Origin of the sequence: uncultured Enterovirga sp. (assembly GCF_964242715.1) — a bacterium.
Classification (GTDB): Bacteria; Pseudomonadota; Alphaproteobacteria; order Rhizobiales; family Beijerinckiaceae; genus Enterovirga.
In genome coordinates, this window is record NZ_CAXTAZ010000030.1 from 1 (window position 1) to 25,380 (window position 25,380).

Genomic DNA, 25,380 nt, shown 5'->3' on the forward strand with positions numbered 1-25,380 from the left:
CGCTCGGCAATATGGGCCCGGACGATTGGCGCTGGCACATGTACGACACCGTGAAAGGGTCGGACTGGCTGGGTGACCAGGACGCCATCGAATATCTCGTCCGCAATGCGCCGGCCGCCGTCTACGAGCTCGAGCATTGGGGCGTGCCCTTCTCGCGCACCGACGAGGGCAAGATCTACCAGCGGCCCTTCGGCGGCATGACGACCGATTTCGGCAAGGGCACGGCCCAGCGCACCTGCGCGGCCGCGGACCGGACCGGCCACGCCATCCTGCATACGCTTTACGGCCAGGCCGTCCGGCACCAGACGAATTTCTTCATCGAATACTTCGCCATCGACCTGATCATGGACGAGGAGGGCCGCTGCCGCGGCGTCATCGCGATCGACATGCAGTCGGGCGAGATCCACCGCTTCCGGGCCGCGATGACCATCCTGGCGACCGGCGGCTATGGCCGGGCGTATTTCTCGGCCACCTCCGCCCATACCTGCACGGGCGACGGTAACGCCATGGTGCTCCGGGCCGGGCTGCCGCTCGAGGACATGGAATTCGTGCAATTCCACCCGACCGGCATCTACGGCGCCGGCTGCCTCATCACCGAGGGCTCGCGCGGCGAGGGTGGCTACCTCACCAATTCCGAGGGCGAGCGCTTCATGGAGCGCTACGCACCCTCCGCCAAGGACCTCGCCTCGCGGGATGTCGTCTCGCGCTCGATGACGATGGAGATCCGGGCCGGCCGCGGCGTCGGCAAGGAGAAGGACCACATCCATCTCCATCTCGATCACCTCGACCCGAAGATCCTGCATGAGCGCCTGCCCGGCATCTCGGAGAGCGCCAAGATCTTCGCCGGCGTCGACGTGACAAAGGAGCCGATCCCGGTGATCCCGACCGTCCATTACAACATGGGCGGGGTCCCCACGAACTTCCACGGCGAGGTCCTGACCCTGAAGGGCCAGGATCCGGACTATATCGTGCCGGGCCTGATGGCGATCGGGGAGGCTGCCTGCGTGTCGGTCCACGGCGCGAACCGGCTCGGCTCGAACTCGCTCATCGACCTCGTCGTCTTCGGTCGTGCGGCGGGGCTCCGCTGCGCCGAGATCGTCGAAGCCGGCGCGCGTCAGGCCGAGCTGCCGGCGAACTCCGCCGACCTCGCGCTCTCGCGCCTCGACCGCGCCCGTCACGCCAACGGGGGCACGCCCACGGCTGTGCTGCGGGACAAGATGCAGAAAACGATGCAGTCGAACTGCGCCGTGTTCCGCACCGGCGAGGTGCTGGAGGAGGGCAAGGGCCTGATCGGCGAGGTCTGGCGCGGCCAGCAGGACCTCCAGGTCACCGACCGCTCGCTCGTCTGGAATTCCGACCTGATCGAGACGCTCGAATTCGAGAACCTGATCGTCCAGGCGGTGGTCACCATGGAGAGCGCCGCCAACCGCCAGGAATCCCGCGGCGCCCATGCCCGCGAGGATTTCCCGGACCGCGACGACAAGCAGTGGATGAAGCACACACTGAGCTGGATCGACGAGACCAAGCACGAGGTCAATATCGATTACCGGCCGGTGCATACGTATACGATGTCGAACGACATCGGGTATATCGAGCCGAAGGCGCGAGTGTATTAGGCTATGACGGATTGGAGAGGCTGAGGTCGTTTGGCTGCCATATTTGTTCGTACGGTGGCGTGGTGATCTGGGCTTTTTCGGGAAGTATTTCGAAAGTCTAGGTGTTCTGGCGAACTTCAAGTGCGGCGGCAGGAGTTAGAGAGAGGCTTGGTGATGAGGCGGAGCGTCCAAGGGTTTCCGACGATTACCGTCGATCCGGCTGTTATGGGCGGCAAGCCGAGCATCCGCGGTATGAGGGTGACAGTCGGGATGATCCTCGACGAGATCGGCGCGGGCACGACCGTCGATCAACTCCTCGCCGACTTCCCGTACATTCAGCGCGACGACGTATCCGACGCCATCCGGTTTGGCGCATGGCTCGCCCGGTTCCGTGACATCGACCTTGTCGAGGCAGGGGGAGGATCGTGATCGACACGAACCTCTCGGCAGAGTGGGTGCCGGCGCTTGCTGAGGTCGGTATCAAGGCGATCCACTGGTCCAGCATCGGCAGAGAGGATGCGCCAGACGAAGAGATCATGGACTGGGCGCAGGCGAACGATGCCGTCGTGCTGAGCCGCGATCTGGACTTCGGGTCGATCGTCACGCTGCTCGGGCTCCGATCACCGAGCGTCGTCCAGTTGCGCATCAGGCAGGTGGATCACACCTCACAAGCGGTCCTTGTCCGGCGGGTGCTGTCTCTGCAGTCCGAACAATTCGCCCGAGGCGCAATCGTGACGGTGGAAAGCGAGCGCGTCCGCGTCAGGCGCCTTGAGCCTTTCAACCCTTTCGAGAACGAGATCGAGTAGATGGCCCAGTTCCAACTCCCCAAAAACTCCCGCTACACGGACGGCACCACCTGGCCGAAGCCGGCCGGGGCGAAGCGGCTGCAGGAGTTCCGCATCTATCGCTGGAACCCGGATGACGGGAAAAATCCGGCGATCGACACCTATTATGTCGACCGGGACGATTGCGGGCCGATGGTCCTCGACGCGCTCCTCTGGATCAAGAACAAGGTCGACCCGACCCTGACGCTCCGGCGGTCCTGCCGCGAGGGGATCTGCGGCTCCTGCTCCATGAACATCATGGGCGAGAACACGCTCGCCTGCACGCTCGGCATCGACGATTGCAAGTCGGACGTGATCAGGATCTATCCCCTGCCGCACATGCCGGTGATCAAGGACCTGGTTCCCGACCTGTCCTCCTTCTACGCCCAGATCGCCACCATCGAGCCCTGGCTCCACACCGACAGCCCGGCGCCGGAAAAGGAATGGCGGCAATCGCCGCAGGAACGAAGCCAGCTCGACGGGCTCTACGAGTGCATCCTGTGCGCCTGCTGCACCACGTCCTGCCCGAGCTATTGGTGGAACGGCGACCGCTTCCTCGGGCCCGCCGCCCTGCTGCAGGCCTATCGCTGGCTGTCCGATTCCCGCGACGAGGCCACCGGCGACCGGCTGGACGAGCTGCACGACCCGTTCCGGCTCTACCGCTGCCATACCATCATGAACTGCGCGAATACCTGCCCGAAGGGCCTCAATCCGGCGAAGGCCATCGCCGAGATCAAGAAGATGATGGTGCAGCGCGCCGTGTGAGCGAACCCGAAGCTTTGCTCCCGCGTTGCCGATCATCGGTGCGGGGGCGAGTTCGGCTGTGGCGTTGCGTGTGGCGGACGAGGTAGCGGCTCGGCCCGGGGCCGGAGCGCCAATCCCGATCGAGACCGAAACGTCTCCAATGGAGGCCCGGCTCGTCTCCGAGCTTCCCCATGACGCTGGCTGGCAGTTCGAACCCAAATGGGACGGGTTCCGCTGCCTCGTCTTCCGGGACGGCGAGACTGTCGACCTTCGGGCGAAGTCCGGGAAGCCGCTCGGGCGCTACTTCCCGGAGGTGGTCGAGACCGTGCGGCGGCTGCCCCTGGACGGTTTCGTCCTCGACGGTGAGCTCACCATCCCGGTCGGCGACAGCCTCGATTTCGACGCCTTGCAGATGCGGCTCCATCCGGCCGAGAGCCGGATCCGCAGACTGTCGCAGGAGACGCCCGCGATCCTGATCCTGTTCGACATCCTGGTCGTGCCCGGCGGCCGGGCCACCGCTGCCTTGCCGCTCGAGCAACGCCGGGCTGAACTCGAGGCTCTTTGGGCGGGGCTCGACGACACGTCCGGCCTGAGGCTTACGCCCTTCACCCGCTCGCGAGAGGAGGCCGAAGCCTGGCTTGGCCGGCTCGGCGGGGCGCTCGACGGGGTCGTGGCGAAACGGCTCGACGGCCCTTACGAATCCGGTGAGCGCGCGATGCTCAAGGTCAAGCGGATGCGGAGCGCCGATTGCGTGGTCGGCGGCTTCCGCTACGAGAGCAACGGCCGGCAGGTCGGGTCTCTCCTTCTCGGTCTCTACGACGACGAGGGCCTGCTCAACCATGTCGGGTTCACGTCCGGGATCGCCGACAGCGAGCGGCGGGAGCTGACCGCGCGGCTGGAAGGCCTGGTCGAGGCGCCGGGTTTCAGCGGCCGTGCGCCAGGCGGCCCGAGCCGCTGGAGCACGGAGCGAAGCGGTGATTGGCAGCCGCTGCGGCCGGAACTCGTCGTCGAGGTCCGCTACGACCACGTCACCGGCGACCGGTTCCGGCACGGGACGCGGCTGCTCCGCTGGCGGCCCGACAAGGCGCCGCGCCAATGCGGCTTCGATCAGCTCGAAGCGGAGGCGCGTCCTGCCGAGCTTATCGCCCGCATGGTGGCCGGAACATGAGCGCGGGCGAGGCGATCGAGGTCGAGGGCGTCCGGCTGACGAGCCCGGACAAGATCCTCTACACCGAACAGGGCATTACCAAGCGCGAGCTCGCCTCCTACTACGTCGCGGTTGCCGACCGGATGGTGCCCTATGTGGCGAACCGGCCGATCACGCTCGTGCGCTGTCCGGCCGGCCGCCAGAAGAAGTGCTTCTACCAGCGCCATGCGGGCTCCGGCGTGCCGTCCGAACTCGGCCAGGTCGAGGTCGCGGGGTTCGAGGAATCCGGCGCCTATCTCTTCATCCGCGACGTTCGCGGCCTGGTCGCGCTCGTGCAGATGGGCGTGCTCGAAATCCATCCCTGGAACGCCCATGTCGACCGGACCGACCGGCCGGACCAGGTCATCTTCGACCTTGATCCGGGCGAAGGCCTAGCCTTCCAGAACGTGGCGGCGGCGGCCCATGACGTCCGGGCCGAACTCGACCGGCTCGGATTGCCGGGTTTTCTCAAGACGACGGGCGGCAAGGGCCTGCACATCGTCGTGCCGATCACGCCGGATCATGACTGGGCCGAGGTGAAACGTTTCTCGAAGGCCGTTGGGGACAAGCTCTCCGCGGCGGAGCCCGAACGCTTCCTGACCCGGCAATCCATCGCCGCCCGCAAAGGCCGCATCTTCATCGATTACCTCCGCAACGACCCGACCTCGACTGCGGTCGCGCCGTTCTCGACCCGGTCGCGGCCGGGGGCGACGGTGTCGGTCCCGATCGGGTGGAGCGAGCTCACGCCGGATCTCGATCCGGCCGAGCTGACCCTCCGGACCGTGCCGAACTGGCTCGCCCGCCGGACCGACGACCCGTGGGCCGGCATGGACGCCGCGCGGCGGCCCTTGCCCCCGCTCTGACTTCGGCTCGCGGCCGGGTACAAGGGGCCCCGAGTCGGGCCGACGAACACGATGCGGGTTGCGAACGAGATCGATTTCTGGCGGGGGCTCGCGCTCGTCAGCATCTTCGTCAATCACGTCCCCGGCTTTTCCTTCGAGCGGTTCACGCACCGGAATTACGGGCTGTCGGATTCGGCCGAGCTGTTCGTCTTCCTGGCCGGCTGGGGCCTCCGTCATGTCGCGACGACCGCGCAGGAGCCGCTCGGTCTCCCTCGGCTCGTCCTGCGCCTCGGCGCCCGGGCCGTGACCCTCTATGCCGCCCAGATCCTGATCACCATGCTGGCGATCGCGACCATCGCGTCGGCCGCGCTCCTGCTCGATAACCCGCTGCTCCTCGAATCGAACAACGCGGCGGCGGTGTTCCAGGACCCTGTGCCGACGCATCTCGGCCTCGTGCTCCTGTCGCACCAGCTCGGCTATTTCGACATCCTGCCGCTCTACGTCGTGCTGATGTTCGGCGCGCCGGCCATGGCGATCGTGCACCGGCTCGCACCCCGGCTGCTGCTGCCGCTCTCGATTGCGATCTACGCAGCGGCCCTCACCTTCCGGATCAACCTGCCGACCTGGCCTGTCGATGGCGTCTGGTTCTTCGATCCCTTCGCCTGGCAGTTGATCTTCGTGCTCGGTTTCGTGCTCGGCGCACCGGACGAGATCGGCGGCCTCGTCCGCAGGCATCTGCGCTGGCTGCGCCCGATCGCCTGGGTCGTGGTGGTGGTGGGAGCATGGGTCGTGCTCATCGACTACGAGCCCGATCCGACGCGCGTGCCCGATCCGACACTGTTCTTCGTCTTCGACAAGACCTTCCTATCGCCGGCGCGGCTGCTGCATTTCCTGGCGGTCGCGGCCGCCTTCGCCGGGAGCTTCCGCTACATCGCCCGCTTTCTCCGGCCGGTCGCCCGGTTCCTGTCGATGCTCGGCCGCAACTCCCTCAATGTCTTCTGCGTCGGCTCCCTTCTCAGCCTCGTTGGACAGTTCTTGCGGGTCGCATGGGGAGGAGGTTTGATGGTGGATGGGCCCGTGCTATTGCTCGGGATAGCGGTCTTGGGATCAACGGCATGGCTGTCCGAGTTGCGCGACAGGCTAAGGCTTTCGGCTCCACCCTCGTCGCCTGTGTCCTGACATTCGGCTTGCTCTTCGCGGCGCCGTCCCGAGCCGTCGAGGGGGAGCCCGTGATCCCGGTTCCGGGCCCGCCCGCGCCGCCCGCCCTCAGTCCGCGCTGTCAGGCCCCAGCCGCCGACATCGCGACGCCGGCTCCGCTGCCTCATCTTCAGGCCGATCTCGAAGCACGCCGTACGATCCGGGTGCTGGCGATCGGCTCCTCCTCGACCGTGGGGCTCGGGGCTTCCTCGCCCGCCTTCAACTATCCGGCCCAGCTCGAAACCATCCTGGAACAGACCTTCAAGGGTCTCGACGTCGTCATCATCAATCGGGGCGTGTCGGGCGAGATTTCGTCGGCCACGGCCGACCGCATGAAGACCCTGGTCGCGCTCGAAAAGCCGGATCTCGTGCTGTGGCAGGTCGGCACCAACGACGCCCTGATGCGGGTGCCGGTCGACGAGTTCAAGGCGACCGTCATCGATACGGTGCGATGGCTGCGGGAGCGCGAGATCGACACCGTGCTGGTCGGCCTGCAATACACGCTGAAGGTGAGCAAGGACGAGCATTACAAGGGCATCCGCATGGCGCTCCGCGATATCGCCATGAGCGAGGGCGTGCTGCTGGTCCGTCGTTACGAAGCCATGGAGTTCATCGAGAATGCCAAGGCGGGACCTCTCCTGTCGCCCGACGAATTGCACCTGAACGACCTCGGCTACCGCTGCATGGCCGAGCATATCGCGCGCGCCATGGTCGTGAGCGCCTTCATCAAGGACAAGCGTTCGCCGAGGGCGGCGCGGACGCGGCTCTGACGGGACGTTGACGGACGAGTCTGCCCGACCGGGTCATCGCCCGGGAGGGCGCAGGTCCGGATCGTATTGCGCACAGGCGCTCGAGCCGTCATGGACCGCGGCGGGGGTGGAGCGAAGTGAGAATCATGGGTGCCGAGACAGGCTGGATCCAGAGGCTGGCCATGATCGTCTGCGTCGCAACGGCCGCGGCCGGATGCCAGTCGGGACGGTTCGGCGGTGGTGCGCGGGCGCCCGTGGTCGCGTCAGCCCGCTCTGCCCCGGCCGAGCCTCCATCGGAGCCGACGGTCGCAGCGGTCCCGTCGGGCTCCGTGACCTCGGAGCCGCTCGGCCCGCCACCCGGCTCAGAGGTCCAGGTCATGCCGGGCGGACCCCGGCCGGTCGAGACCCTCGGCGGCGGCGGCGCACCCGCCTCCGCGCCCGCAGGTCCCTCGTCCCGCTCCGCCGCCATTGGCGGCTGGACGGCGCGCGAGGCGACCGGCACGACCTGCAAGGTCAATCTGTCCAGCACGCCCTCGCTCGACCTCTACCGGGCCTCCGCCGGCGGATGCGCCAACAAGGACCTGGCCCGGATCACGGCCTGGGATTTCCGGGATGGCGAGGTCTACCTCTATCAGCCTGGCGGGGCAGTCGCGGCGAGACTCCGGTCGTCCCATTCCGGACTGTCCGGCGTGCTCGCGAAATCCGGTGCGCCCCTGAGCCTGACCCGCTCCTGAACTCGCGCAGCCCGATCTCCGCATCCGGCCGGTCGTGACGCAGCCACAAGGCCGCCCGGGCAAGACCGGCATGGTGCGGGCCCGCTACGACGAACTGGTGCGCGAGGGCGCGCTCGAGGCCGACCCCGCGCAATCGGCGCTGGTCGGGCGGCTCGACCAACTGCGCGAGGAACTCGTCGAGCATCGTTCGGCCCGCAAGCCGGGCCCGCTCGGATGGCTGTTCGGCACCCGCGCCCAGCCGCCTGCCCGGGGCCTCTACATCTGGGGCGGCGTCGGGCGCGGCAAGACGATGCTGATGGACCTGTTCTGCGACAGCCTCGGGGACAAGACCAGGCGAAGGGCCCATTTCCACGCCTATATGGCGGAGGTGCATGCCCGGATTCACGCTTGGCGGCAGGATCTCAGGGCCGGGCGCGTGGCGGGAGACGACCCGATCCGGCCCGTGGCCGAGGCGCTGGCGGAGGAAGCCTCGATCCTCTGTTTCGACGAATTCGCCGTGACCGACATCGCCGACGCGATGATCCTCGGCCGTCTCTTCACGGCGCTCTTCGCCGAAGGTGTGACCGTGGTCGCGACCTCGAACGTGCCCCTAGGCGATCTCTACCGCGACGGTCTGAACCGGGCGCTGTTCCTGCCCTTCATCAAGCTTCTCGAAGAGCGCGCGGAGGTTTGGCACCTCGAGGCCCGCACGGATTTTCGGCTGGAGAAACTCGGCGACGCGTCCGTCTATTTCACGCCGAACGACGGCGAGGCGTCAGGTCACATGGACGGGCTGTTCCTGCGGCTGACGGGCGGAAAGCCGGCGCGACCCGCAACCCTCAGAGTGCTCGGGCATGATGTCGACGTCCCGAGCCAGGCGATGGGCGTGGCCCGCTTCGCATTCGGCGATCTCTGCCGCCGGCCGCTCGGAGCGTCCGATTACCTGGGCATCGCCCGCAGCTATCACACGGTCTTCGTCGACGGCATCGCCCGTATGAGCTCGGATCAACGCAACGAGGTCCGGCGATTCATCACACTCATCGACGTGCTGTACGAACGTCACGTCAAGCTCGTCGCCTCCGCCGAGACGCGGCCCGAAGACCTCTATCGGGCAGAGACAGGCGCCGAAGCGTTCGAATTCGCCCGGACGGTGTCTCGCCTGCACGAAATGCGATCGCGGGACTATCTCGCGCTGCCCCCGCGGGACGAAAACACCGGTTCGGCGAAGGGTCTCGCGGAGACCTGACCGACCTGCGGCGATCGCTCGCCGCAGGTCGAAGATCTTGAGAGGGTGCGGAGCTTAGCCGCCGCCACCCGTGCCGCCGCCACCGCCACCGCCCGTGTTCGGGACTGCACGCGAGGGCTGCTCGGCATTGCCGGCGCCGGCGGGGTTGTTCGAGACCGTGCCCGCTCCCGTCCCTTCGGTGGGCATGCTTCCGGTCGCACCGGGACCGCTATTCGCACGCGCCGGGGAGCCGGGCGCCACCGCACCCGGCGCCATAGCGGGCGGGGATGCCGGCGAGGTCGACATCTGGGCAAGGGCCGGCATCGCCGCGCACAGCGCGCCAGCTACCATCAACATTCTGCGCATATTCATCTCCCACAAGAGCCGGATCATCGCTGCGGAGGCCGGCTCGGTTGTGGTTGACAAAGATGAGCCTTGGAACTGGTTCCAGTCATCGTATGTCGAATTCGGACACCGAGGAGGGAAGACTGTCACGCTAGTGTTACGATGCTAGTCTTGATGGCTGATCAGCGCCGATGGCGAGGCGGACACCTGACATGCGCGAGAACCCAAGAGCGAGCGGCATTGAGGATGCTATCGTGACCCTGGCCGAGGATATCGCGCGCGCCTCCCCCGATTGCGCCGACAAGGCGATGCGGATCGTCGACCTTGCTCGCCAAGGAGACCTGCGGCCCGATCACCAAACGGTGCAGAATGCAATCGAGGGTAACCTCCTCGACGACGAGATGTCCGAGTCCCGGATCCAGACGACCACCTCGCGCGTCCTCGGGGCCATTCGCACGGGCGCTTAGCCGAGCCTCTCGGCCAAAACCGGCCCTCGGTCTTTCCTCGCTTGATGGTCACCCACGAATGCGTCAAAGAGGCGCCACGGGCTCCTGCCCAAGACCCTCATGACACGACGCCGAGGAACCATCACGACATGGCTCGTAAGACGATCGCGCTGATCGGCGCGGGGCAGATCGGCGGCACGCTCGCCCATCTCGCCGGATTGAAGGAACTCGGCGACATCGTCCTGTTCGACATCGCCGACGGCGTTCCCCAGGGCAAAGGCCTCGACATCGCCGAATCCGCGCCGGTCGACGGTTTCGACGCCAAGTACCAGGGCGCGAGCGATTATGCGGCCATCAAGGGCGCCGATGTCGTGATCGTCACGGCCGGCGTTCCCCGCAAGCCCGGGATGAGCCGCGACGACCTCCTCGGCATCAACCTGAAGGTGATGGAAGCTGTCGGGTCCGGCATCAAGCAATATGCTCCGGACGCTTTCGTGATCTGCATCACGAACCCACTCGACGCGATGGTCTGGGCGCTACAGAAATTCTCCGCCCTTCCCGCGAACAAGATCGTCGGCATGGCCGGTGTCCTTGATTCGTCCCGGTTCCGGCACTTCCTGGCCGAGGCCATGGACGTGTCGGTGAAGGATGTGACCGCCTTCGTGCTCGGCGGCCATGGCGACGACATGGTGCCGCTCACGCGCTACTCGACGGTCGCCGGCATTCCTCTCCCGGACCTCGTGCAGATGGGCTGGCTCGACCAGGCCAAGCTCGACGCCATGGTCGACCGGACCCGCAAGGGCGGCGGCGAGATCGTCGCCCTCCTGAAGACCGGTTCGGCTTTCTACGCCCCGGCCGCTTCCGCCATCGCGATGGCGGAGAGCTATCTCAAGGACAAGAAGCGGGTGCTGCCTGCGGCCGCGCTCCTGACGGGACAGTATGGCGTCGACGGCATGTTCATCGGCGTGCCGATCGTCATCGGGGCGAACGGCGTCGAGCGCATCGTCGAGGTCACGCTGAACGAGGACGAGAAGGCGATGTTCGCCAAGTCGATCGCCTCGGTCCAGGGTCTCGTGGACGCCTGCAAGGGCATCAACCCGGCTCTCTCGTAGGGGCTCCCTTGTCATGGCCGGGCTTGTCCCGGCCATCCCGATCCGACCGGCTCGCCCTTGCTATCGTCATAGCCGGGACGAGCCCGGCCATGACATCGAAAGTTGATCCATGAACATCCACGAGTATCAAGGCAAAGCCGTCCTCAAGGAGTTCGGGCTTCCCGTCTCTCGCGGCGTCGCGATCTTCTCGGCCGACGAGGCCGAGGCGGCCGCGAAGGAGCTCGGCGGCCCGATCTGGGTCGTGAAGAGCCAGATCCATGCGGGTGGCCGTGGTAAGGGCAAGTTCAAGGAGGCCGAGGCCGGCGACAAGGGCGGCGTCCGGCTCGCGAAGTCGATCGAGGAGGTAAAGCGCTTCGCCTCCGAGATGCTCGGCCGGACGCTGGTCACGATCCAGACCGGGCCGGCCGGCAAGCAGGTGAACCGGCTCTATATCGAGGACGGATCGGAGATCGACCGGGAGTTCTATCTCTCCGCGCTCGTCGATCGCGAGACCGGCCGGGTCGCCTTCGTGGTCTCGACCGAAGGCGGCATGGATATCGAGGCGGTCGCCCACGACACGCCGGAGAAGATCGTCACCTTCTCGATCGACCCCGCCACCGGCTACATGCCCCACCACGGCCGCGCCGTCGCCCAGACGCTCGGCCTCACGGGCGAACTCGCCCGGCAGGCGGGGGACATCATCTCCAAGCTCTACACGGCGTTCCTCTCCAAGGACATGTCGATGCTGGAGATCAACCCGCTGATCGTCACGAAAGCCGGCTCGCTCCTCTGCCTCGACGCCAAGATCGCCTTCGATTCGAACGCGCTCTACCGCCACAAGGACGTGGTCGAGCTTCGCGACCTGAGCGAGGAAGACTCGAAGGAGATCGAGGCCTCCAAGCATGACCTCGCCTACATCTCGCTGGAAGGCACCATCGGCTGCATGGTGAACGGCGCCGGCCTTGCCATGGCGACGCTCGACATCATCAAGCTGTATGGCGAGGAGCCGGCGAACTTCCTCGACGTCGGTGGCGGCGCGACCGAGGACCGGGTCACGGCGGCCTTCAAGATCATCACGGCCGACCCGAACGTGAAGGGCATCCTGGTCAACATCTTCGGCGGCATCATGAAATGCGACGTCATCGCGCGCGGCGTCATCGCCGCCGTGAAGGCGGTCGGGCTGCAGGTGCCGCTGGTCGTCCGGCTGGAGGGCACGAATGTCGCCGAGGGCAAGGAGATCATCCGAACCTCCGGCCTGAACGTGATCTCGGCCGACGATCTCGACGACGCGGCCCAGAAGATCGTCGCGGCGGTGCGCAAGGGGTAGCGGCGGCCGGGGCCGCTCGCGGCGGCTCCGCCCCGGTTCTCTCGAACAGGCTCGGCATCAATGAAAGGGGCGTGGGGTCGAGATGAGCGCATTCGGACCTGGCAACACCTACGCCCCCGTGCCGCAGCCGGAGGCGCTGACCTTCGCGGGCTTCTGGGTGCGCGTCGGCGCCTATCTGATCGACGCCATCATCCTGTCGGTCGTGAACGCCGTCATGTTCGGGGCCTTCGCATCCAGCCTGACCGGGCCAGGCCCGAGTTCCGATCCGGCCAATGTCCAATTCGGCTCGGTCGTTACCGTCTCCGTTCTCTCCATGCTGATCCCGGCCCTGTACACGATCGGGTTCTGGCTCTCGTCCGGCGCGACGCCCGGCAAGATGGCGCTCGGCCTTCGGGTCGTGAGCAGCGACGCTGGCGCCCCGATCTCGACCGGGCAGGCAATCGGGCGCTTCTTCGGCTATTTCGTCTCCTCCCTCGTCTTCGGCCTCGGCTTCCTCTGGGTCGCCTTCGACATCCGCAAACAGGGCTGGCACGACAAGCTCGCATCCACTGTGGTGGTCCGCCGGAGCAGCACGGTCCCGGTCGCGTTCGGGCGCTGACATGGAAGAAGCAGGATCTAGAGCCGACCGGCGCCGAGCGCCTGTCAGCGACCGTTCTCTACAGCGAAGACCTGAATCACGGGCAGACCTACGGGTCCGTCCGGGTCGTCAACCCCTTCCTTCCCACCTGAACGACTACGAAAGCGCCCCATGTCCATCCTGATCGACAAGAGCACGAAGGTGATCTGCCAGGGATTCACCGGCAAGAACGGCACCTATCATTCCGAGCAGGCGATCGCCTACGGCACCCGGATGGTCGGCGGGACCTCGCCCGGCAAGGGCGGCTCGAACCATCTCGGCCTGCCGGTCTTCGACACGGTTCGCGAAGCCAAGGAGCGGACCGGCGCCGACGCGTCGGTCGTCTACGTGCCGCCGCCTGGCGCCGCGGACGCGATCTGCGAGGCGATCGATGCCGAGATTCCGCTCATCATCTGCATCACGGAGGGCATCCCGGTCCTGGACATGGTGCGGGTGCGGCGGTCGCTCGACGGCTCGAAGTCGCGCCTGATCGGGCCGAACTGCCCCGGGGTCGTCACGGCCGGCGAATGCAAGATCGGGATCATGCCGGCGAACATCTTCAAGCCGGGCTCGGTCGGGATCGTGTCGCGCTCCGGCACGCTGACCTACGAGGCCGTGTTCCAGACGACGAGCGAGGGCCTCGGCCAGACGACCGCGGTCGGCATCGGCGGGGACCCCGTGAAGGGGACCGAGTTCATCGACATGCTGGAGATGTTCTTGGGTGACGAAAAGACGACCTCGATCGTGATGATCGGCGAGATCGGCGGCTCGGCCGAGGAAGAGGCGGCGCAATTCCTGGCCGACGAAGCGAAGCGCGGGCGCAAGAAGCCGATGGTCGGGTTCATCGCGGGGCGCACCGCTCCTCCCGGCCGGCGCATGGGCCATGCGGGCGCGATCATCTCCGGGGGCAAGGGCGGCGCGGAGGACAAGATCGCCGCGATGGAAGCGGCCGGGATCAAGGTCTCGCCCTCACCGGCACGGCTGGGCAAGACGCTGGTCGAGCTGCTCAGGGGGTGAAATCGGGACTGGCACGGTCCATGTTATGGATCGCGTTACGAGGCCCTGGTAAGGGCTGACGACGAGGCCGCCTTTCCCTCGCCCGATTGCGGTGCGACTGCGGCGCAGCACACGAGATGATCGGCGCCGTCACGGGACCGCGCGGGTCGCCAGGACAGGTCGAATGTCGCGCCAGCAGCCGAACGAAGCCCTTCTCCGATCAGCCTTCCTGTACGGAGCCAACGCCGCCTATATCGAGGAATTGCAGGCCCGCTACGAGCAGGATCCGGCCTCCGTCGATCCTGACTGGCAGGCCTTCTTCGCCGGCCTGAAGGAGGAGGGCGGGAATGCCGCCTCCAATGCCCGCGGCGCCTCCTGGGAGCGGCCGAACTGGCCGATCCCGCTGAACGGCGAACTCGTCTCCGCCCTCGACGGCAATTGGGTTCAGGTGGAGAAGGCCGTCGGCGAGAAGATTCGGGCCCGGACGGAAGAGAAGCAGACCGGAGCGTCGCCCGACGAGGTTCATCAGGCGACCCGCGATTCCATCCGGGCCATCATGATGATCCGGGCCTACCGGATGCGCGGCCATCTCCACGCCAATCTGGACCCGCTCGGCTTCGAGAAGCGCGTCGCGGACGACGAATTGTCGCCCGCCCATTACGGCTTCTCGGAAGCGGATTGGGACCGCCCGATCTTCCTCGACAACGTGCTCGGACTTGAGTTCGGAACCATCCGGGAGATCGTGGACATCCTGGAGCGGACCTATTGCTCGACGCTCGGCGTCGAGTTCATGCATATTTCCGACCCGGTCGAGAAGGCCTGGATCCAGGAGCGTATCGAGGGCAAGGACAAGGAAATCACCTTCACGCCCGAGGGCAAGAAGGCGATTCTGAACAAGCTCATCGAGGCTGAAGGTTTCGAGAAGTTCCTCGATCTCAAATATACCGGGACCAAGCGATTCGGTCTCGACGGCGGCGAGTCGATGATCCCGGCTCTCGAACAGATCATCAAGCGCGGCGGCGCCTTGGGCGTGAAGGAGATCGTGTTCGGCATGTCCCATCGCGGGCGGCTGAACGTGCTTGCGAACGTGCTGGCAAAGCCGCATCGCGCGATCTTCCACGAGTTCAAGGGCGGCTCAGCCTCGCCGGAGGAGGTCGAGGGCTCGGGCGACGTAAAGTACCATCTCGGTGTCTCGTCCGACCGCACCTTCGACGACAACAACGTGCATCTGTCGCTGACCGCGAACCCGTCCCATCTCGAGATCGTCGACCCTGTCGTGCTCGGGAAGGTCCGGGCGAAGCAGGACCAGCATAACGACGCGCCGGAAAGCCGGACGTCCGTGATTCCGCTCCTCATCCATGGCGACGCCGCCTTCGCGGGCCAGGGTGTGGTCGCCGAATGCCTGGGCCTCTCCGGCCTCAAGGGTCACCGCACCGGCGGTTCGATCCACTTCATCGTGAACAACCAGATCGGCTTCACGACGAATCCCCGCTTCTCGCGCTCCTCGCCCTATCCGTCCGACGTCGCCAAGATGGTCGAGGCGCCGATCTTCCACGTCAACGGCGACGATCCCGAAGCCGTCGTCTTCGCGGCGAAGGTCGCGACCGAATACCGGCAGACCTTCCACAAGCCCGTCGTGGTCGACATGTTCTGCTACCGTCGCTTCGGCCATAACGAGGGCGACGAGCCGGCCTTTACCCAGCCGCGGATGTACCAGACCATCCGCAAGCACCCGACCACGCTCGACCTCTATTCCAAGAAGCTCGCCGACGAAGGCGTGGTGCCGACGGCCGAATTCGAGGCGATGAGGGCAGAAGTCCGGACACGCCTCGAAGAGGAGTTCCAGACCGCGCAGGGCTACAAGCCGAACAAGGCGGATTGGCTGGACGGCCGCTGGGCCGGTCTGATCGCGGTCTCGGAAGCGGACGAGGATTGCCGGCGCGGCAAGACCGGGGTCCCGGTCGAGACCTTGCGGGCGCTAGGCGAGAAGCTGACGACGCTTCCGGCCGATTTCCACGCGCACCGCACCATCGGCCGTTTCCTCGATAATCGCCGCAAGATGTTCGAGACGGGCGAGGGGATCGATTGGGCGACGGCGGAGGCGCTGGCCTTCGCGACGCTGATCGACGAGGGCCATGCGGTCCGCCTCTCGGGTCAGGATGTCGAGCGCGGCACCTTCTCGCAGCGCCATTCCGTGCTGCTCGACCAGGAGAACGAGGAGCGCTTCACGCCGCTCTCGACCATCGGCGAAGGCCGGGCCCGGTTCGAGGTCGTGAACTCGATGCTGTCCGAGGAGGCGGTGCTCGGCTTCGAATACGGCTATTCGCTCTCGGAGCCGAATGCGCTCGTGCTCTGGGAGGCCCAGTTCGGCGATTTCGCCAACGGCGCGCAGGTGGTGTTCGACCAGTTTATCTCCTCAGGCGAACGCAAGTGGCTGCGTATGTCGGCGCTGACCTGCCTTCTTCCGCATGGCTACGAGGGGCAGGGCCCGGAGCATTCCTCGGCGCGGCTCGAGCGCTTCCTGCAGATGTGCGCCGAAGACAACATGCAGGTCTGCTACTGCTCGACGCCGGCGAATTATTTCCACGTTCTCCGTCGCCAGTTGAAGCGCGAGTTCCGGAAGCCGCTCATCCTGATGACGCCGAAGTCGCTGCTGCGGCACAAGCGCTGCGTCTCGTCACTGGCTGACCTGGCGGATGGCTCGACCTTCCACCGTGTATTGTGGGACGAGGGCAAGAACCTCGTCTCAGACGACAAGATTCGGCGGGTGATCCTGTGCACCGGCAAGGTCTATTATGACATCTTCGACGAACTCGAGCGCCAGGGCATCGACGACGTCTACCTGATGCGGGTCGAGCAACTCTATCCGTTCCCGCTGAAGTCGCTGACGACCGAACTCTCGCGGTTCCCCAACGCGGACGTCGTGTGGTGCCAGGAAGAGCCGAAGAACATGGGCTCCTGGTCGTTCGTGGAACCCTATCTCGAATGGGTGCTCGTCCACGCCAAGTCCCCGGTGAAGCGCGCCCGCTATGCGGGCCGGCCCGCCTCGGCCGCCACCGCGACGGGGCTCATGTCGAAGCATCAGGCCCAGCTGAAAGCCTTTCTCGAAGACGCGGTTTCGGGCTAGTCCCGTGGCCGTCTTCGTCTGCCGCCTGATCCCGCCACGGCCCGACTTCGCGTTCACGATGTCTCCGGCCGAGGCTGAAGACGAGGCGGCGGCACGGGCATCGACCGAAGCGGATCCGGCGATCCGCACCGGATTGGGTCTTCGCTATGAGACTTCCCCGATGCTACAGGCTGCGCTTCATCCCAGCCTCGTGCGCATCCATCGTACGACCGGCACCTGAGACAAGGGACGCCTCCGCGGCGCGATATCATGGCCACCGACATCCTCGTGCCGACACTCGGCGAATCCGTCAGCGAAGCCACGATCGGGCGCTGGTTCAAGAAGCCCGGCGACGCCGTGAAGGCCGACGAGCCGCTGGTCGAACTCGAGACCGACAAGGTCACGCTCGAGGTCCCGGCTCCCGCCTCAGGGACGCTTGGGGACATCCTGGCGAAGGACGGCGAGACGGTCGGGCCCGGTGCGGTGCTGGGCAGCATCGTCGAGGGCGGTGCGGCCGCCTCCACGAAGCCGGCAAAGGCCGCCGAACCGGCTCCGGCCGCGCAGCAGCCGGCCAAGGCCCCCCCTGCACCGGCAGCACCGGCCGCGGCCCCCAAGGCGGCCACGTCCACGCCGAATGGTCCCGCGGTCGACCGGATCGCAGCCGAGAGCGGCGTGGATCCCGCCTCCCTCGCCGGCACCGGCAAGGACGGCCGCGTCAGCAAGGGCGACATGCTGGCCGTGGTCTCGGGCGGCGGCGCCGCGTCGGCCGCCCCAGCCGCGCCGGCTCCCGCAGCCCCGGTCCAGGTGCGCGCGCCCTCGGCCCCGGACGACGCCTCGCGCGAAGAGCGCGTCCGGATGACGAAGCTCCGTCAGACGATCGCGCGGAGGCTCAAGGAAGCCCAGAACGCGGCCGCCATGCTGACGACCTTCAACGACGTCGACATGGGCGCGGTGATGAAGCTGAGGTCGCAATACAAGGACGTGTTCGAGAAGAAGCACGGCACGAAGCTCGGCTTCATGGGCTTTTTCACCAAGGCCGTCGTGCAGGCTCTCAAGGACGTGCCGGCGGTCAATGCCGAGATCGATGGGCAGGACCTCGTCTACAAGAACTACTACCACATCGGGGTCGCCGTCGGGACCGACAAGGGCCTCGTCGTGCCGGTGGTGCGCGACGCCGATCGGCTCTCGATCGCGGAGATCGAGAAGACGATTGCCGGCTATGGCAAGCGGGCGCGCGACGGCCAGCTCAAGATCGAGGAGATGCAGGGCGGCACCTTCACGATCACGAATGGCGGCATCTACGGCTCGCTCATGTCGACGCCGATCCTCAATGCGCCGCAATCGGGCATCCTCGGCATGCACCGGATCGAGGAACGGCCCGTCGTCCGCGGCGGCCAGGTCGTTGCCCGGCCGATGATGTATCTGGCCGTGTCCTACGATCACAGGATCGTCGACGGAAAGGAGGCCGTGACCTTCCTGGTCCGGATCAAGGAAGCGCTCGAGGATCCGGCACGGCTCGTGCTGGATCTGTGATACGATAGTCCATGGCCGCCGGCGAAAATGTCTCCCTCGATCTGCTCGGCGAGCAGATGAAGCGTCTTCAGGCCGACATCCGCGACCTGAAGGGAAGGGTGCTGCTGGTCGAGAGCGATCAGGGCGAGCTGCGCCGGGACCTCGCGCGGGTCGAGACGAAGATCGACGTGCTGTCGGAGCGCACCGATGACCGCTTCGATCGCCTCGAAGCTCGGTTCGACCGGCTCGATGGGCGAGCGGGCGGACTCGAGGCCCGCTTCGATCGCCTTGAAGGGCGCTTCGACCAGCTGGAGGGGCGTTTCGATCGCCTCGATGCGCAGTTTGGTGAGCTGTTGCGGACGTTGAACCAGCAATTCGCGATCTTGAAGCAAGATATCGATCTTCTCAAGCCGCGCTGATCCGAGACCTTTCTTTCATGTCCTACGATCTCGTCGTTATCGGCACCGGCCCTGGTGGCTATGTCTGTGCCATCCGGGCCGCTCAGCTCGGGCTGAAGACCGCCGTCGTCGAAAAGCGGGCGACGCATGGCGGCACCTGCCTGAATGTCGGCTGCATTCCGTCGAAGGCGCTCTTGCACGCCTCCGAGCTGTTCGCCGATGCGCGCGACCATTTCGGTCATCTCGGGATCGGGGTCGGTACCCCGACGCTCGACCTCGCCCAGATGATGCGGTTCAAGGACGAGGGCGTTGCCGGCAACGTCAAGGGCGTCGAGTTCCTCCTCAAGAAGAACAAGGTCGACGCCTTCCGGGGCACCGCCCGCTTGGCCGGAGCGAACAGCGTCGAGGTGCGGGCCGAGGACGGGACCACGCAGATGCTGGAGACCAAGGCGGTCGTTGTTGCGACCGGCTCCACTGTCGCGCCGCTTCGCGGGGTCGAGCTCGACGGCGAGGTCGTGGTCTCCTCCGACGAGGCCATCGCGCTCCCGGTCCTTCCGAAGAAGCTCGTCGTCGTCGGCGCGGGCGTGATCGGCCTCGAACTCGGCTCCGTCTGGCGTCGGCTCGGCTCCGAGGTGACCGTCGTCGAATATCTCGACCGCATCCTGCCGGGCCTCGACAGCGAGGTCGCCAAGCAGTTCCAGCGCATCCTCGGCAAGCAGGGTTTCGTCTTCAAGCTCTCGACCAAGGTCACCAAGGTCGAGCGCACGGGCGCGGGCGCCACCGTTACGATCGAGCCGGCCCAGGGCGAAGGCGCGGCCGAGACGCTCGAAGCCGACGTCGTGCTCGTGGCGACCGGGCGCATTCCCTATTCGGAGGGGCTCGGCCTCGCCGAACTCGGAATCGCGCTGGACCCGAAGGGTCGGATCATCGTCGACCCGCATTTCTCGACCAATGTCGCCGGCGTCTACGCGATCGGGGACGTGATCGCCGGGCCGATGCTGGCCCACAAGGCCGAGGACGAGGGCGTCGCCATCGCCGAGATCCTGGCCGGCAAGGCGGGGCACGTGAATTACGACGTGATCCCGTCCGTCGTGTACACGAACCCGGAGGTCGCCGCTGTCGGACGCTCCGAGGAGGAGCTGAAGGAGGCGGGTGTCGCCTATTCGGTCGGCAAGTTCCCGTTCACGGCGAATGGGCGCGCCAAGGCGAACGCGACGACGGACGGATTCGTCAAGATCCTGGCCGATGCCACGACCGATCGCGTGCTCGGCGTGCATATCGTCGGAGCCCGCGCCGGCGACCTGATCGCCGAGGCCGCGATGGCGATGGAATTCGGCGCCTCCTCCGAGGACATCGCCCGCACCTGCCACGCTCACCCGACGCTCGCCGAAGCCGTCAAGGAAGCCGCGATGGCGGTGGAGAAGCGCGCCATCCACATGTGAGCGGGTGACCTCGCCCCGCAAAGCGGGGAGAAGCAAGACTTTATCGCGCCATGGTGGCGGGCGCGAGCGGGTTGTCGGTCAAGGCCGCCGCATCCGGCTCGTCGAGGGACGATTGGCCCGTGAAGGCCCGCCACATCCGCTCGATTGCCTGCCGCGGCACGTCTTCCACGATCAGCACGATCCGGGTGCGATGATCCGCGTCGGGCCAGTCCGGGAGGAGGGCCGGGACGTGGATCACGTGCTGCACGCCCTGGATCACGAGCGGCCGTGACGGGTCGTGCTTCAGCGCCACGAGCCCCTTCAGCCGCAGCAGCTTGGGGCCTAACTGAGCCCGCAGCATCTCCAGGAATGTGTCGAGCGCGCCCTGGCCGACAGGCGCTTCGCTCGTCAGCACGAAGGAATGGATGCGCGCGTCGTGCCGGCTCACGTGGTGGTGGTGGTGGTGGTCGTGCGCGCCATGCTTCGCCGCGGCGACTTCCTCGGCCCGGAGCCACGCCGCGACGTCGGCGATTTTGCCGGCCGCGTCGAACAACCCGCCCGATATGACCTGCTCGGCCGGGATTTCGCCCTGGACGGCACGGAGCAGGACTGCCCCCGGATTGAGCTGCCGCAGCCGGTCCTCGAGCACCTGCCCCCCGTCCGTCGCGAGATCGCCCTTGCTGATCACGATCCGGTCGGCGACGGCGACCTGCCGGCGCGCTTCCTCGTGCCGCTCGATCGTGGCCGCGCCATGCATCGCGTCCACGACGGTGACGACGCCTTCGATCGCGTAACGGCGCGAGAGGTAAGGGTGATAGAGCACGGCGGCCAGGACCGGCGCGGGATCGGCGAGCCCCGTCGTCTCGATCACGACCCGGCGGAACGGCACGATCCGGCCGTTGTCGCGCTTGCGCAGGAGGTCCTCGAGCGTCTGGACGAGATCGCCCCGGACCGTGCAGCACAGGCATCCGGCCGACAGGAGGACCAGGCCGTCCTCCACGGTCTCGACGAGCAGGTGGTCGAGCCCGATCTCGCCGAACTCGTTCACGACGACGACCGTGTCGGCGAGCGCCGGGTCGGCGACGAGGCGGTTCAGGAGCGTCGTCTTCCCGGCGCCCAGGAAGCCGGTCAGGATCGTGAGCGGGATCGGCGGCGGAGGTCCGGCCGGGCGCTGGCCGGACCTGTTCTCAATCACGACCGGCCGGGGCGGGTTTCGCGCGGGCGGCCGTCTTCGCCGCCGCATTTCCGGCTGCCGCCGCAGCGGGCACGGGTTTCACCTTGGGGGCGGGTTTCGCGGCCGCCTTCGGCTTCGGCTTCCCGGCATCGGGGTTCATGCCCTCCAGCGCGGCTGCGGTTTTCGGCCGGTCTGGAATCGCGCCGAGCTTACGCCGCCCGGCCGCGCCGGCGCTCGCCGCGACCGGGTTCGCCTTGTCGGCCCCGATGCCGCTCGCGATCGGCGACGGCGTTCCGGCCGATGACGTGAAGGCCGCGGTGGCCGGCCCCGGGCTGGCGACGACCTTCGTCCGGCCCCGGTTCCCGGCAGCCCTGGTCCGCTGTCCCTTGACCTGGCCCTCGTCGCTCGCGACGGAACCGGGCGTCGCGCCGAGCCAGACCGGGATCGGTTCGAAGGCGACCCGGGGCCCGAGCGTGCGACGGCTTCCTGTGGCGGCTGCACCCGCCACGCCCTGGCCGAAGGCGGAGGGCGAGAACAGGCTCGCGATCGGGTTGTCGGCGTTGCCGGCCTGAGCGCTCGTCTGCTCGTCATTCTCCTGTGGCTGACGCCGCTTCGGACCGCAGATCGACTGCCGCATGTCGGGCGCGGCCATCGAGCCCGATGGCGGCAACGTGTCGAGGGATTGCGAGCCCCAGCCAAGCGAGGCGAAGCCCGAATCGAAGAGGTCGGCCGTGCGGAGGTCGCGCTCTCGGGCGGACGGGAACCCCATCACGACGGCGATCAGCCGGCGCCCATTCTGCGTCGAGGTCGCCACCACGTTGAACCCGCCCGAGCAGATGAAGCCCGTCTTCATTCCGTCCGTGCCGGGATAGCGGCCGAGGAGGCCGTTATGGTTGCGCATGATCCGGTTGCCGAGCTTCAGGGCTCCGATGTGGAACAGCGCCTCGTGTTCGGGAAAATGCGCCATCAGCGCCCGGGCCAGCACGGCCATGTCGCGCGCGGAGGTCTGCTGGCGGGCATCCGGCAGACCGTGCTGGTTGACCCAGCGGCTCTCGCGCATGCCGAGGCGGCGCGCGGTGTCGTTCATGAGATCGGAAAAGCCTTCCACCGACCCGCCGCCCAGATTCTCGCCGATCATCTGGGCGACGTCGTTCGCCGACAGGACCATGATGATCTTCAGGGCATTCTCGAGCGTCATGGTCTGGCCCGGCCGCATGCCGAGCTTCGACGGGGGCTGGGCGGCGGCGGTCTCCGACATGGTCAGGAGGCCGTTCATCGAGGCCCTGCCCTGGCGCACCTGATCCAGCGCGACATAGGTCGTCATCAGCTTCGTGATCGAGGCCGGGAACCAGGGGTCCGTGGCTCGCTCGGCGAAGAGGACCCGGCCCGTATCCGCGTCCACCACGAGGCCGGGCGTCTGGGCGCGCGCCGATCCGCAGCCGATCGCGGCCAGCACAAGCGTTGCGATCGCGAGAAAGGTGGCTCGGCTCGCGGCCATTCATTCAGCTCCGGTGAGTCGGCAGGCTCCCGCGTGCGACGCGACGGTCGCACGGGTCCGATGGTCGGGCAGGACGGGCACGCCCTTGTTGCCCCACACGTATCGGCTCATACGTGGCAGCAGCAAGGCATAGCACGAAGCCGGGTTCCGCGCGACCGTCATGGATGTGGGCTTACTTTGGATCCCGGCGACCCTGATCGCCTCGGTCGGCCAGGTGGCCCGCAACACGATGCAGAGGCGGCTGACCGAAACCATCGGCACCGCCGGCGCGACACAGGTCCGCTTCGTCTACGGTTTTCCCTTCGCTCTCGTCTTCCTGGCGCTTGTGCTGCTGATCTCGGGCGAGCCGCTGCCCGGGCCGGGAGCCGGCTTCGCGCCCTTCCTGCTGCTCGGATCGGTGACCCAGATCCTGGCCACGGCGACGATGCTGGCCGCGATGCGGCTGCGCTCCTTCTCGGTCGTGACGGCCGTCCTCAAGACGGAGGCGATCCAGATCGCCGCCTTCGGTTTCGTGGTGCTCGGCGACCGGCTGCCGCCGCTGGCGCTCGCCGCCATCGTCACGGCGACGCTCGGGGTTGTCCTCGTCTCCTGGAGCCCGCGCGTCTCGGGCGAACTGGGCCAGGGCGGATGGCGGCCTATCCTTCTCGGGATCGGGTCGGGTGCCCTCTTCGCGATCTCGACCGTCGGGTTCCGAGGCGCCATCCTCGCGTTCGATTCGGGATCGTTCGTCGCGCGGGCGACGACCACGCTCGCCTGGAGCCTCGGGCTGCAGACGACGATCCTGGGCATCTGGCTGGCCTTCTTCGACCGGGCCGCCCTGGCCGGCAGCCTACGCCATTGGCGCACGTCCCTCTCGGCCGGCTTCGTGGGGGCGGCGGCCTCGCAATTCTGGTTCATCGGCTTCGCCCTCACGGCGGCCGCGAATGTCAGGACGCTGGCGCTGGTCGAGGTCGTGCTCGCGCAGATCGTGTCCCGACGCATCATGGCGCAGGAGACCTCGCGCCGCGAACTCGGCGGGATGGCGCTGATCGTGATCGGCGTCATCGTGCTTCTCCTCACCTCGCGGTGAGGGTCGCTCCATCGACGCCGGAGCCATGAGCGCGCCGCGCTTGTCGGAGCGGAATGACGGGCGCATATGCAGCCGAAGACAGGGAGAAACGCCATGCAGCCGTCGATCGTCGGTTGGGCCCATACGCCGTTCGGCAAGCACGATGCCGAGACCGTGGAAAGCCTCATCACCCGGGTCACGCATGAGGCGCTCGACCATGCCGGGATCGGGGCGGGCGATGTCGACGAGATCGTGCTCGGCCATTTCAACGCGGGCTTCTCGCCCCAGGATTTCACGGCCTCCCTCGTGCTCCAGGCCGATGACGGCTTCCGGTTCAAGCCGGCGACGCGGGTCGAGAATGCTTGCGCGACCGGATCCGCGGCCGTCCATCAGGCCCTGAAGACGATCGAGGCGAAGCAGGCCCGCGTGGTCCTCGTCGTCGGCGTCGAGCAGATGACCCGGACGCCCTCGGCCGAGATCGGCCGCAATCTCCTGCGCGCCTCCTACCTCGCCGAGGAAGGCGAGACGGAAGGCGGCTTCGCCGGCGTGTTCGGCAAGATTGCGCAATCCTATTTCCAGCGCCACGGAGACCAGTCCGACGCGCTCGCCATGATCGCGGCCAAGAACCACCGCAACGGCGTCGACAACCCCTATGCGCAGATGCGGAAGGATCTCGGCTTCGACTTCTGCCGGGCCGAATCGGCGAAGAACCCCTTCGTGGCCGGACCGCTGAAGCGGACCGATTGCTCGCTCGTCTCGGACGGCGCCGCTGCGCTCGTCATCGCGGAATCCGAGACGGCCGCGACCATGAACCGGGCGGTCACGTTCCGGTCGCGGGCGCACGCGCAGGACTTCCTGCCGCTCTCCCGGCGCGACATCCTGCGGTTCGAGGGCTGCACGGTCGCCTGGCAGCGGGCCCTCGAAGCGGCCGGGATCGGCCTCGACGACCTCTCCTTCGTGGAGACGCATGACTGTTTCACCATCGCCGAGCTCATCGAATACGAGGCGATGGGGCTTACCCCCGAAGGGCAGGGCGCGCGGGCGATCAAGGAGGGCTGGACGGAGAAGGGCGGGCGTCTGCCCGTGAACCCGTCGGGCGGGCTGAAGTCCAAGGGCCATCCGGTCGGCGCCACCGGCGTCTCCATGCATGTGCTCTCGGCCATGCAGCTCTGCGGCGAGGCGGGCGGAATCCAGGTCGAGGGCGCCGAACTCGCCGGCATCTTCAACATGGGCGGGGCGGCGGTCGCGAATTACGTCTCCGTGCTCGAGCGGGTGAGGTAGCGGCTCCGTCCTGCCGGACGCGACCGCCCCACCCGCCAGCTTCTCG

Annotated in this window: 25 protein-coding genes; 22 read left to right on the top strand and 3 right to left on the bottom strand. The window is 67.1% G+C overall.

Translation table 11 applies throughout. The features are described 5' to 3' along the window. From sdhA to zapE, 10 genes are all read left to right on the top strand, one after another. A partial coding sequence (gene sdhA, locus ACFE87_RS15010; RefSeq protein WP_375460457.1) for a succinate dehydrogenase flavoprotein subunit occupies positions 1–1,616 on the top strand: 1,616 nt, incomplete at its 5' end. 153 nt (positions 1,617–1,769) lie between these two features. After that, positions 1,770–2,024 (top strand): DUF433 domain-containing protein, encoded by a 255-nt coding sequence (locus ACFE87_RS15015; protein ID WP_375460518.1) that lies wholly within the window; start codon positions 1,770–1,772, stop codon positions 2,022–2,024. Further along, positions 2,021–2,401, top strand: coding sequence for a DUF5615 family PIN-like protein (locus tag ACFE87_RS15020; protein WP_375460458.1), 381 nt, complete (start codon positions 2,021–2,023; stop codon positions 2,399–2,401). The genes ACFE87_RS15015 and ACFE87_RS15020 overlap by 4 nt, the downstream gene beginning before the upstream one ends. Then, complete coding sequence (locus ACFE87_RS15025; RefSeq protein WP_375460459.1) at positions 2,402–3,184, top strand: succinate dehydrogenase iron-sulfur subunit; 783 nt, start codon at positions 2,402–2,404, stop codon at positions 3,182–3,184. A 70-nt stretch (positions 3,185–3,254) separates the two neighbouring features. Further along, complete coding sequence (locus ACFE87_RS15030) at positions 3,255–4,331, top strand: ATP-dependent DNA ligase (RefSeq protein ID WP_375460460.1); 1,077 nt, start codon at positions 3,255–3,257, stop codon at positions 4,329–4,331. Next, on the top strand, positions 4,328–5,212 hold the full coding sequence (ligD, locus tag ACFE87_RS15035; RefSeq protein WP_375460461.1) for a non-homologous end-joining DNA ligase: 885 nt from the start codon (positions 4,328–4,330) through the stop codon (positions 5,210–5,212). Before ACFE87_RS15030 ends, ligD begins: the two co-directional genes overlap by 4 nt. Before the next feature lie 51 nt (positions 5,213–5,263). Further along, entirely contained in the window at positions 5,264–6,370 is a 1,107-nt protein-coding gene (locus tag ACFE87_RS15040; protein ID WP_375460462.1) for an OpgC family protein, read from the top strand. Continuing rightward, complete coding sequence (locus ACFE87_RS15045) at positions 6,307–7,158, top strand: SGNH/GDSL hydrolase family protein (RefSeq protein WP_375460463.1); 852 nt, start codon at positions 6,307–6,309, stop codon at positions 7,156–7,158. Before ACFE87_RS15040 ends, ACFE87_RS15045 begins: the two co-directional genes overlap by 64 nt. 125 nt (positions 7,159–7,283) lie before the next feature. Then, the gene (locus ACFE87_RS15050; RefSeq protein WP_375460464.1) at positions 7,284–7,871 is read left to right on the top strand and encodes an AprI/Inh family metalloprotease inhibitor; all 588 of its coding nucleotides are present in this window, start codon (positions 7,284–7,286) and stop codon (positions 7,869–7,871) included. A gap of 70 nt (positions 7,872–7,941) precedes the next feature. Beyond that, a complete protein-coding gene (gene zapE, locus ACFE87_RS15055; protein ID WP_375460519.1) occupies positions 7,942–9,096 on the top strand; it encodes a cell division protein ZapE in 1,155 nt (384 codons plus the stop codon). Positions 9,097–9,150: 54 nt separating this feature from the next. On the opposite strand, the gene ACFE87_RS15060 is transcribed toward zapE, so the two are convergent. Beyond that, complete coding sequence (locus ACFE87_RS15060; RefSeq protein WP_375460465.1) at positions 9,151–9,282, bottom strand: hypothetical protein; 132 nt, start codon at positions 9,280–9,282, stop codon at positions 9,151–9,153. A 392-nt stretch (positions 9,283–9,674) separates the two neighbouring features. On the opposite strand from ACFE87_RS15060, the gene ACFE87_RS15065 reads away from it, so the two are divergent. From ACFE87_RS15065 to lpdA, 10 genes are all read left to right on the top strand, one after another. Then, positions 9,675–9,887: a hypothetical protein gene (locus ACFE87_RS15065; protein WP_375460466.1), complete on the top strand. Its 213-nt coding sequence runs from the start codon at positions 9,675–9,677 to the stop codon at positions 9,885–9,887. Between the two features lie 128 nt (positions 9,888–10,015). Beyond that, positions 10,016–10,978 (top strand): malate dehydrogenase, encoded by a 963-nt coding sequence (gene mdh / locus ACFE87_RS15070; protein WP_375460467.1) that lies wholly within the window; start codon positions 10,016–10,018, stop codon positions 10,976–10,978. Positions 10,979–11,087: 109 nt separating this feature from the next. Next, the gene (gene sucC / locus ACFE87_RS15075) at positions 11,088–12,284 is read left to right on the top strand and encodes an ADP-forming succinate--CoA ligase subunit beta (protein WP_375460468.1); all 1,197 of its coding nucleotides are present in this window, start codon (positions 11,088–11,090) and stop codon (positions 12,282–12,284) included. An 82-nt stretch (positions 12,285–12,366) separates the two neighbouring features. Continuing rightward, the gene (locus tag ACFE87_RS15080) at positions 12,367–12,882 is read left to right on the top strand and encodes an RDD family protein (RefSeq protein WP_375460469.1); all 516 of its coding nucleotides are present in this window, start codon (positions 12,367–12,369) and stop codon (positions 12,880–12,882) included. 150 nt (positions 12,883–13,032) lie between these two features. Beyond that, complete coding sequence (gene sucD / locus ACFE87_RS15085) at positions 13,033–13,917, top strand: succinate--CoA ligase subunit alpha (protein WP_375460470.1); 885 nt, start codon at positions 13,033–13,035, stop codon at positions 13,915–13,917. Between the two features lie 163 nt (positions 13,918–14,080). Beyond that, the gene (locus ACFE87_RS15090) at positions 14,081–17,023 is read left to right on the top strand and encodes a 2-oxoglutarate dehydrogenase E1 component (protein ID WP_375460471.1); all 2,943 of its coding nucleotides are present in this window, start codon (positions 14,081–14,083) and stop codon (positions 17,021–17,023) included. Positions 17,024–17,027: 4 nt separating this feature from the next. Further along, positions 17,028–17,243 (top strand): hypothetical protein, encoded by a 216-nt coding sequence (locus ACFE87_RS15095; RefSeq protein WP_375460472.1) that lies wholly within the window; start codon positions 17,028–17,030, stop codon positions 17,241–17,243. 29 nt (positions 17,244–17,272) lie between these two features. Further along, complete coding sequence (gene odhB / locus ACFE87_RS15100; RefSeq protein WP_375460473.1) at positions 17,273–18,535, top strand: 2-oxoglutarate dehydrogenase complex dihydrolipoyllysine-residue succinyltransferase; 1,263 nt, start codon at positions 17,273–17,275, stop codon at positions 18,533–18,535. A gap of 11 nt (positions 18,536–18,546) precedes the next feature. Then, positions 18,547–18,933: a hypothetical protein gene (locus ACFE87_RS15105; protein ID WP_375460474.1), complete on the top strand. Its 387-nt coding sequence runs from the start codon at positions 18,547–18,549 to the stop codon at positions 18,931–18,933. 17 nt (positions 18,934–18,950) lie between these two features. Further along, on the top strand, positions 18,951–20,354 hold the full coding sequence (gene lpdA, locus ACFE87_RS15110; RefSeq protein WP_375460475.1) for a dihydrolipoyl dehydrogenase: 1,404 nt from the start codon (positions 18,951–18,953) through the stop codon (positions 20,352–20,354). Between the two features lie 40 nt (positions 20,355–20,394). Here lpdA and ACFE87_RS15115 read toward each other — a convergent pair whose 3' ends face one another. After that, positions 20,395–21,528 (bottom strand): CobW family GTP-binding protein, encoded by a 1,134-nt coding sequence (locus ACFE87_RS15115; protein WP_375460476.1) that lies wholly within the window; start codon positions 21,526–21,528, stop codon positions 20,395–20,397. Next, on the bottom strand, positions 21,521–23,005 hold the full coding sequence (locus tag ACFE87_RS15120; protein ID WP_375460477.1) for a D-alanyl-D-alanine carboxypeptidase family protein: 1,485 nt from the start codon (positions 23,003–23,005) through the stop codon (positions 21,521–21,523). Before ACFE87_RS15120 ends, ACFE87_RS15115 begins: the two co-directional genes overlap by 8 nt. Before the next feature lie 160 nt (positions 23,006–23,165). Here ACFE87_RS15120 and ACFE87_RS15125 point away from each other — a divergent pair, with 160 nt between their 5' ends. Together ACFE87_RS15125 and ACFE87_RS15130 are read left to right on the top strand one after the other, a co-directional pair. Then, the gene (locus ACFE87_RS15125; RefSeq protein WP_375460478.1) at positions 23,166–24,074 is read left to right on the top strand and encodes an EamA/RhaT family transporter; all 909 of its coding nucleotides are present in this window, start codon (positions 23,166–23,168) and stop codon (positions 24,072–24,074) included. 93 nt (positions 24,075–24,167) lie between these two features. Further along, positions 24,168–25,334, top strand: a complete 1,167-nt coding sequence (locus ACFE87_RS15130; RefSeq protein ID WP_375460479.1) for an acetyl-CoA acetyltransferase — start codon at positions 24,168–24,170, stop codon at positions 25,332–25,334. Positions 25,335–25,380: the final 46 nt, after the last annotated feature.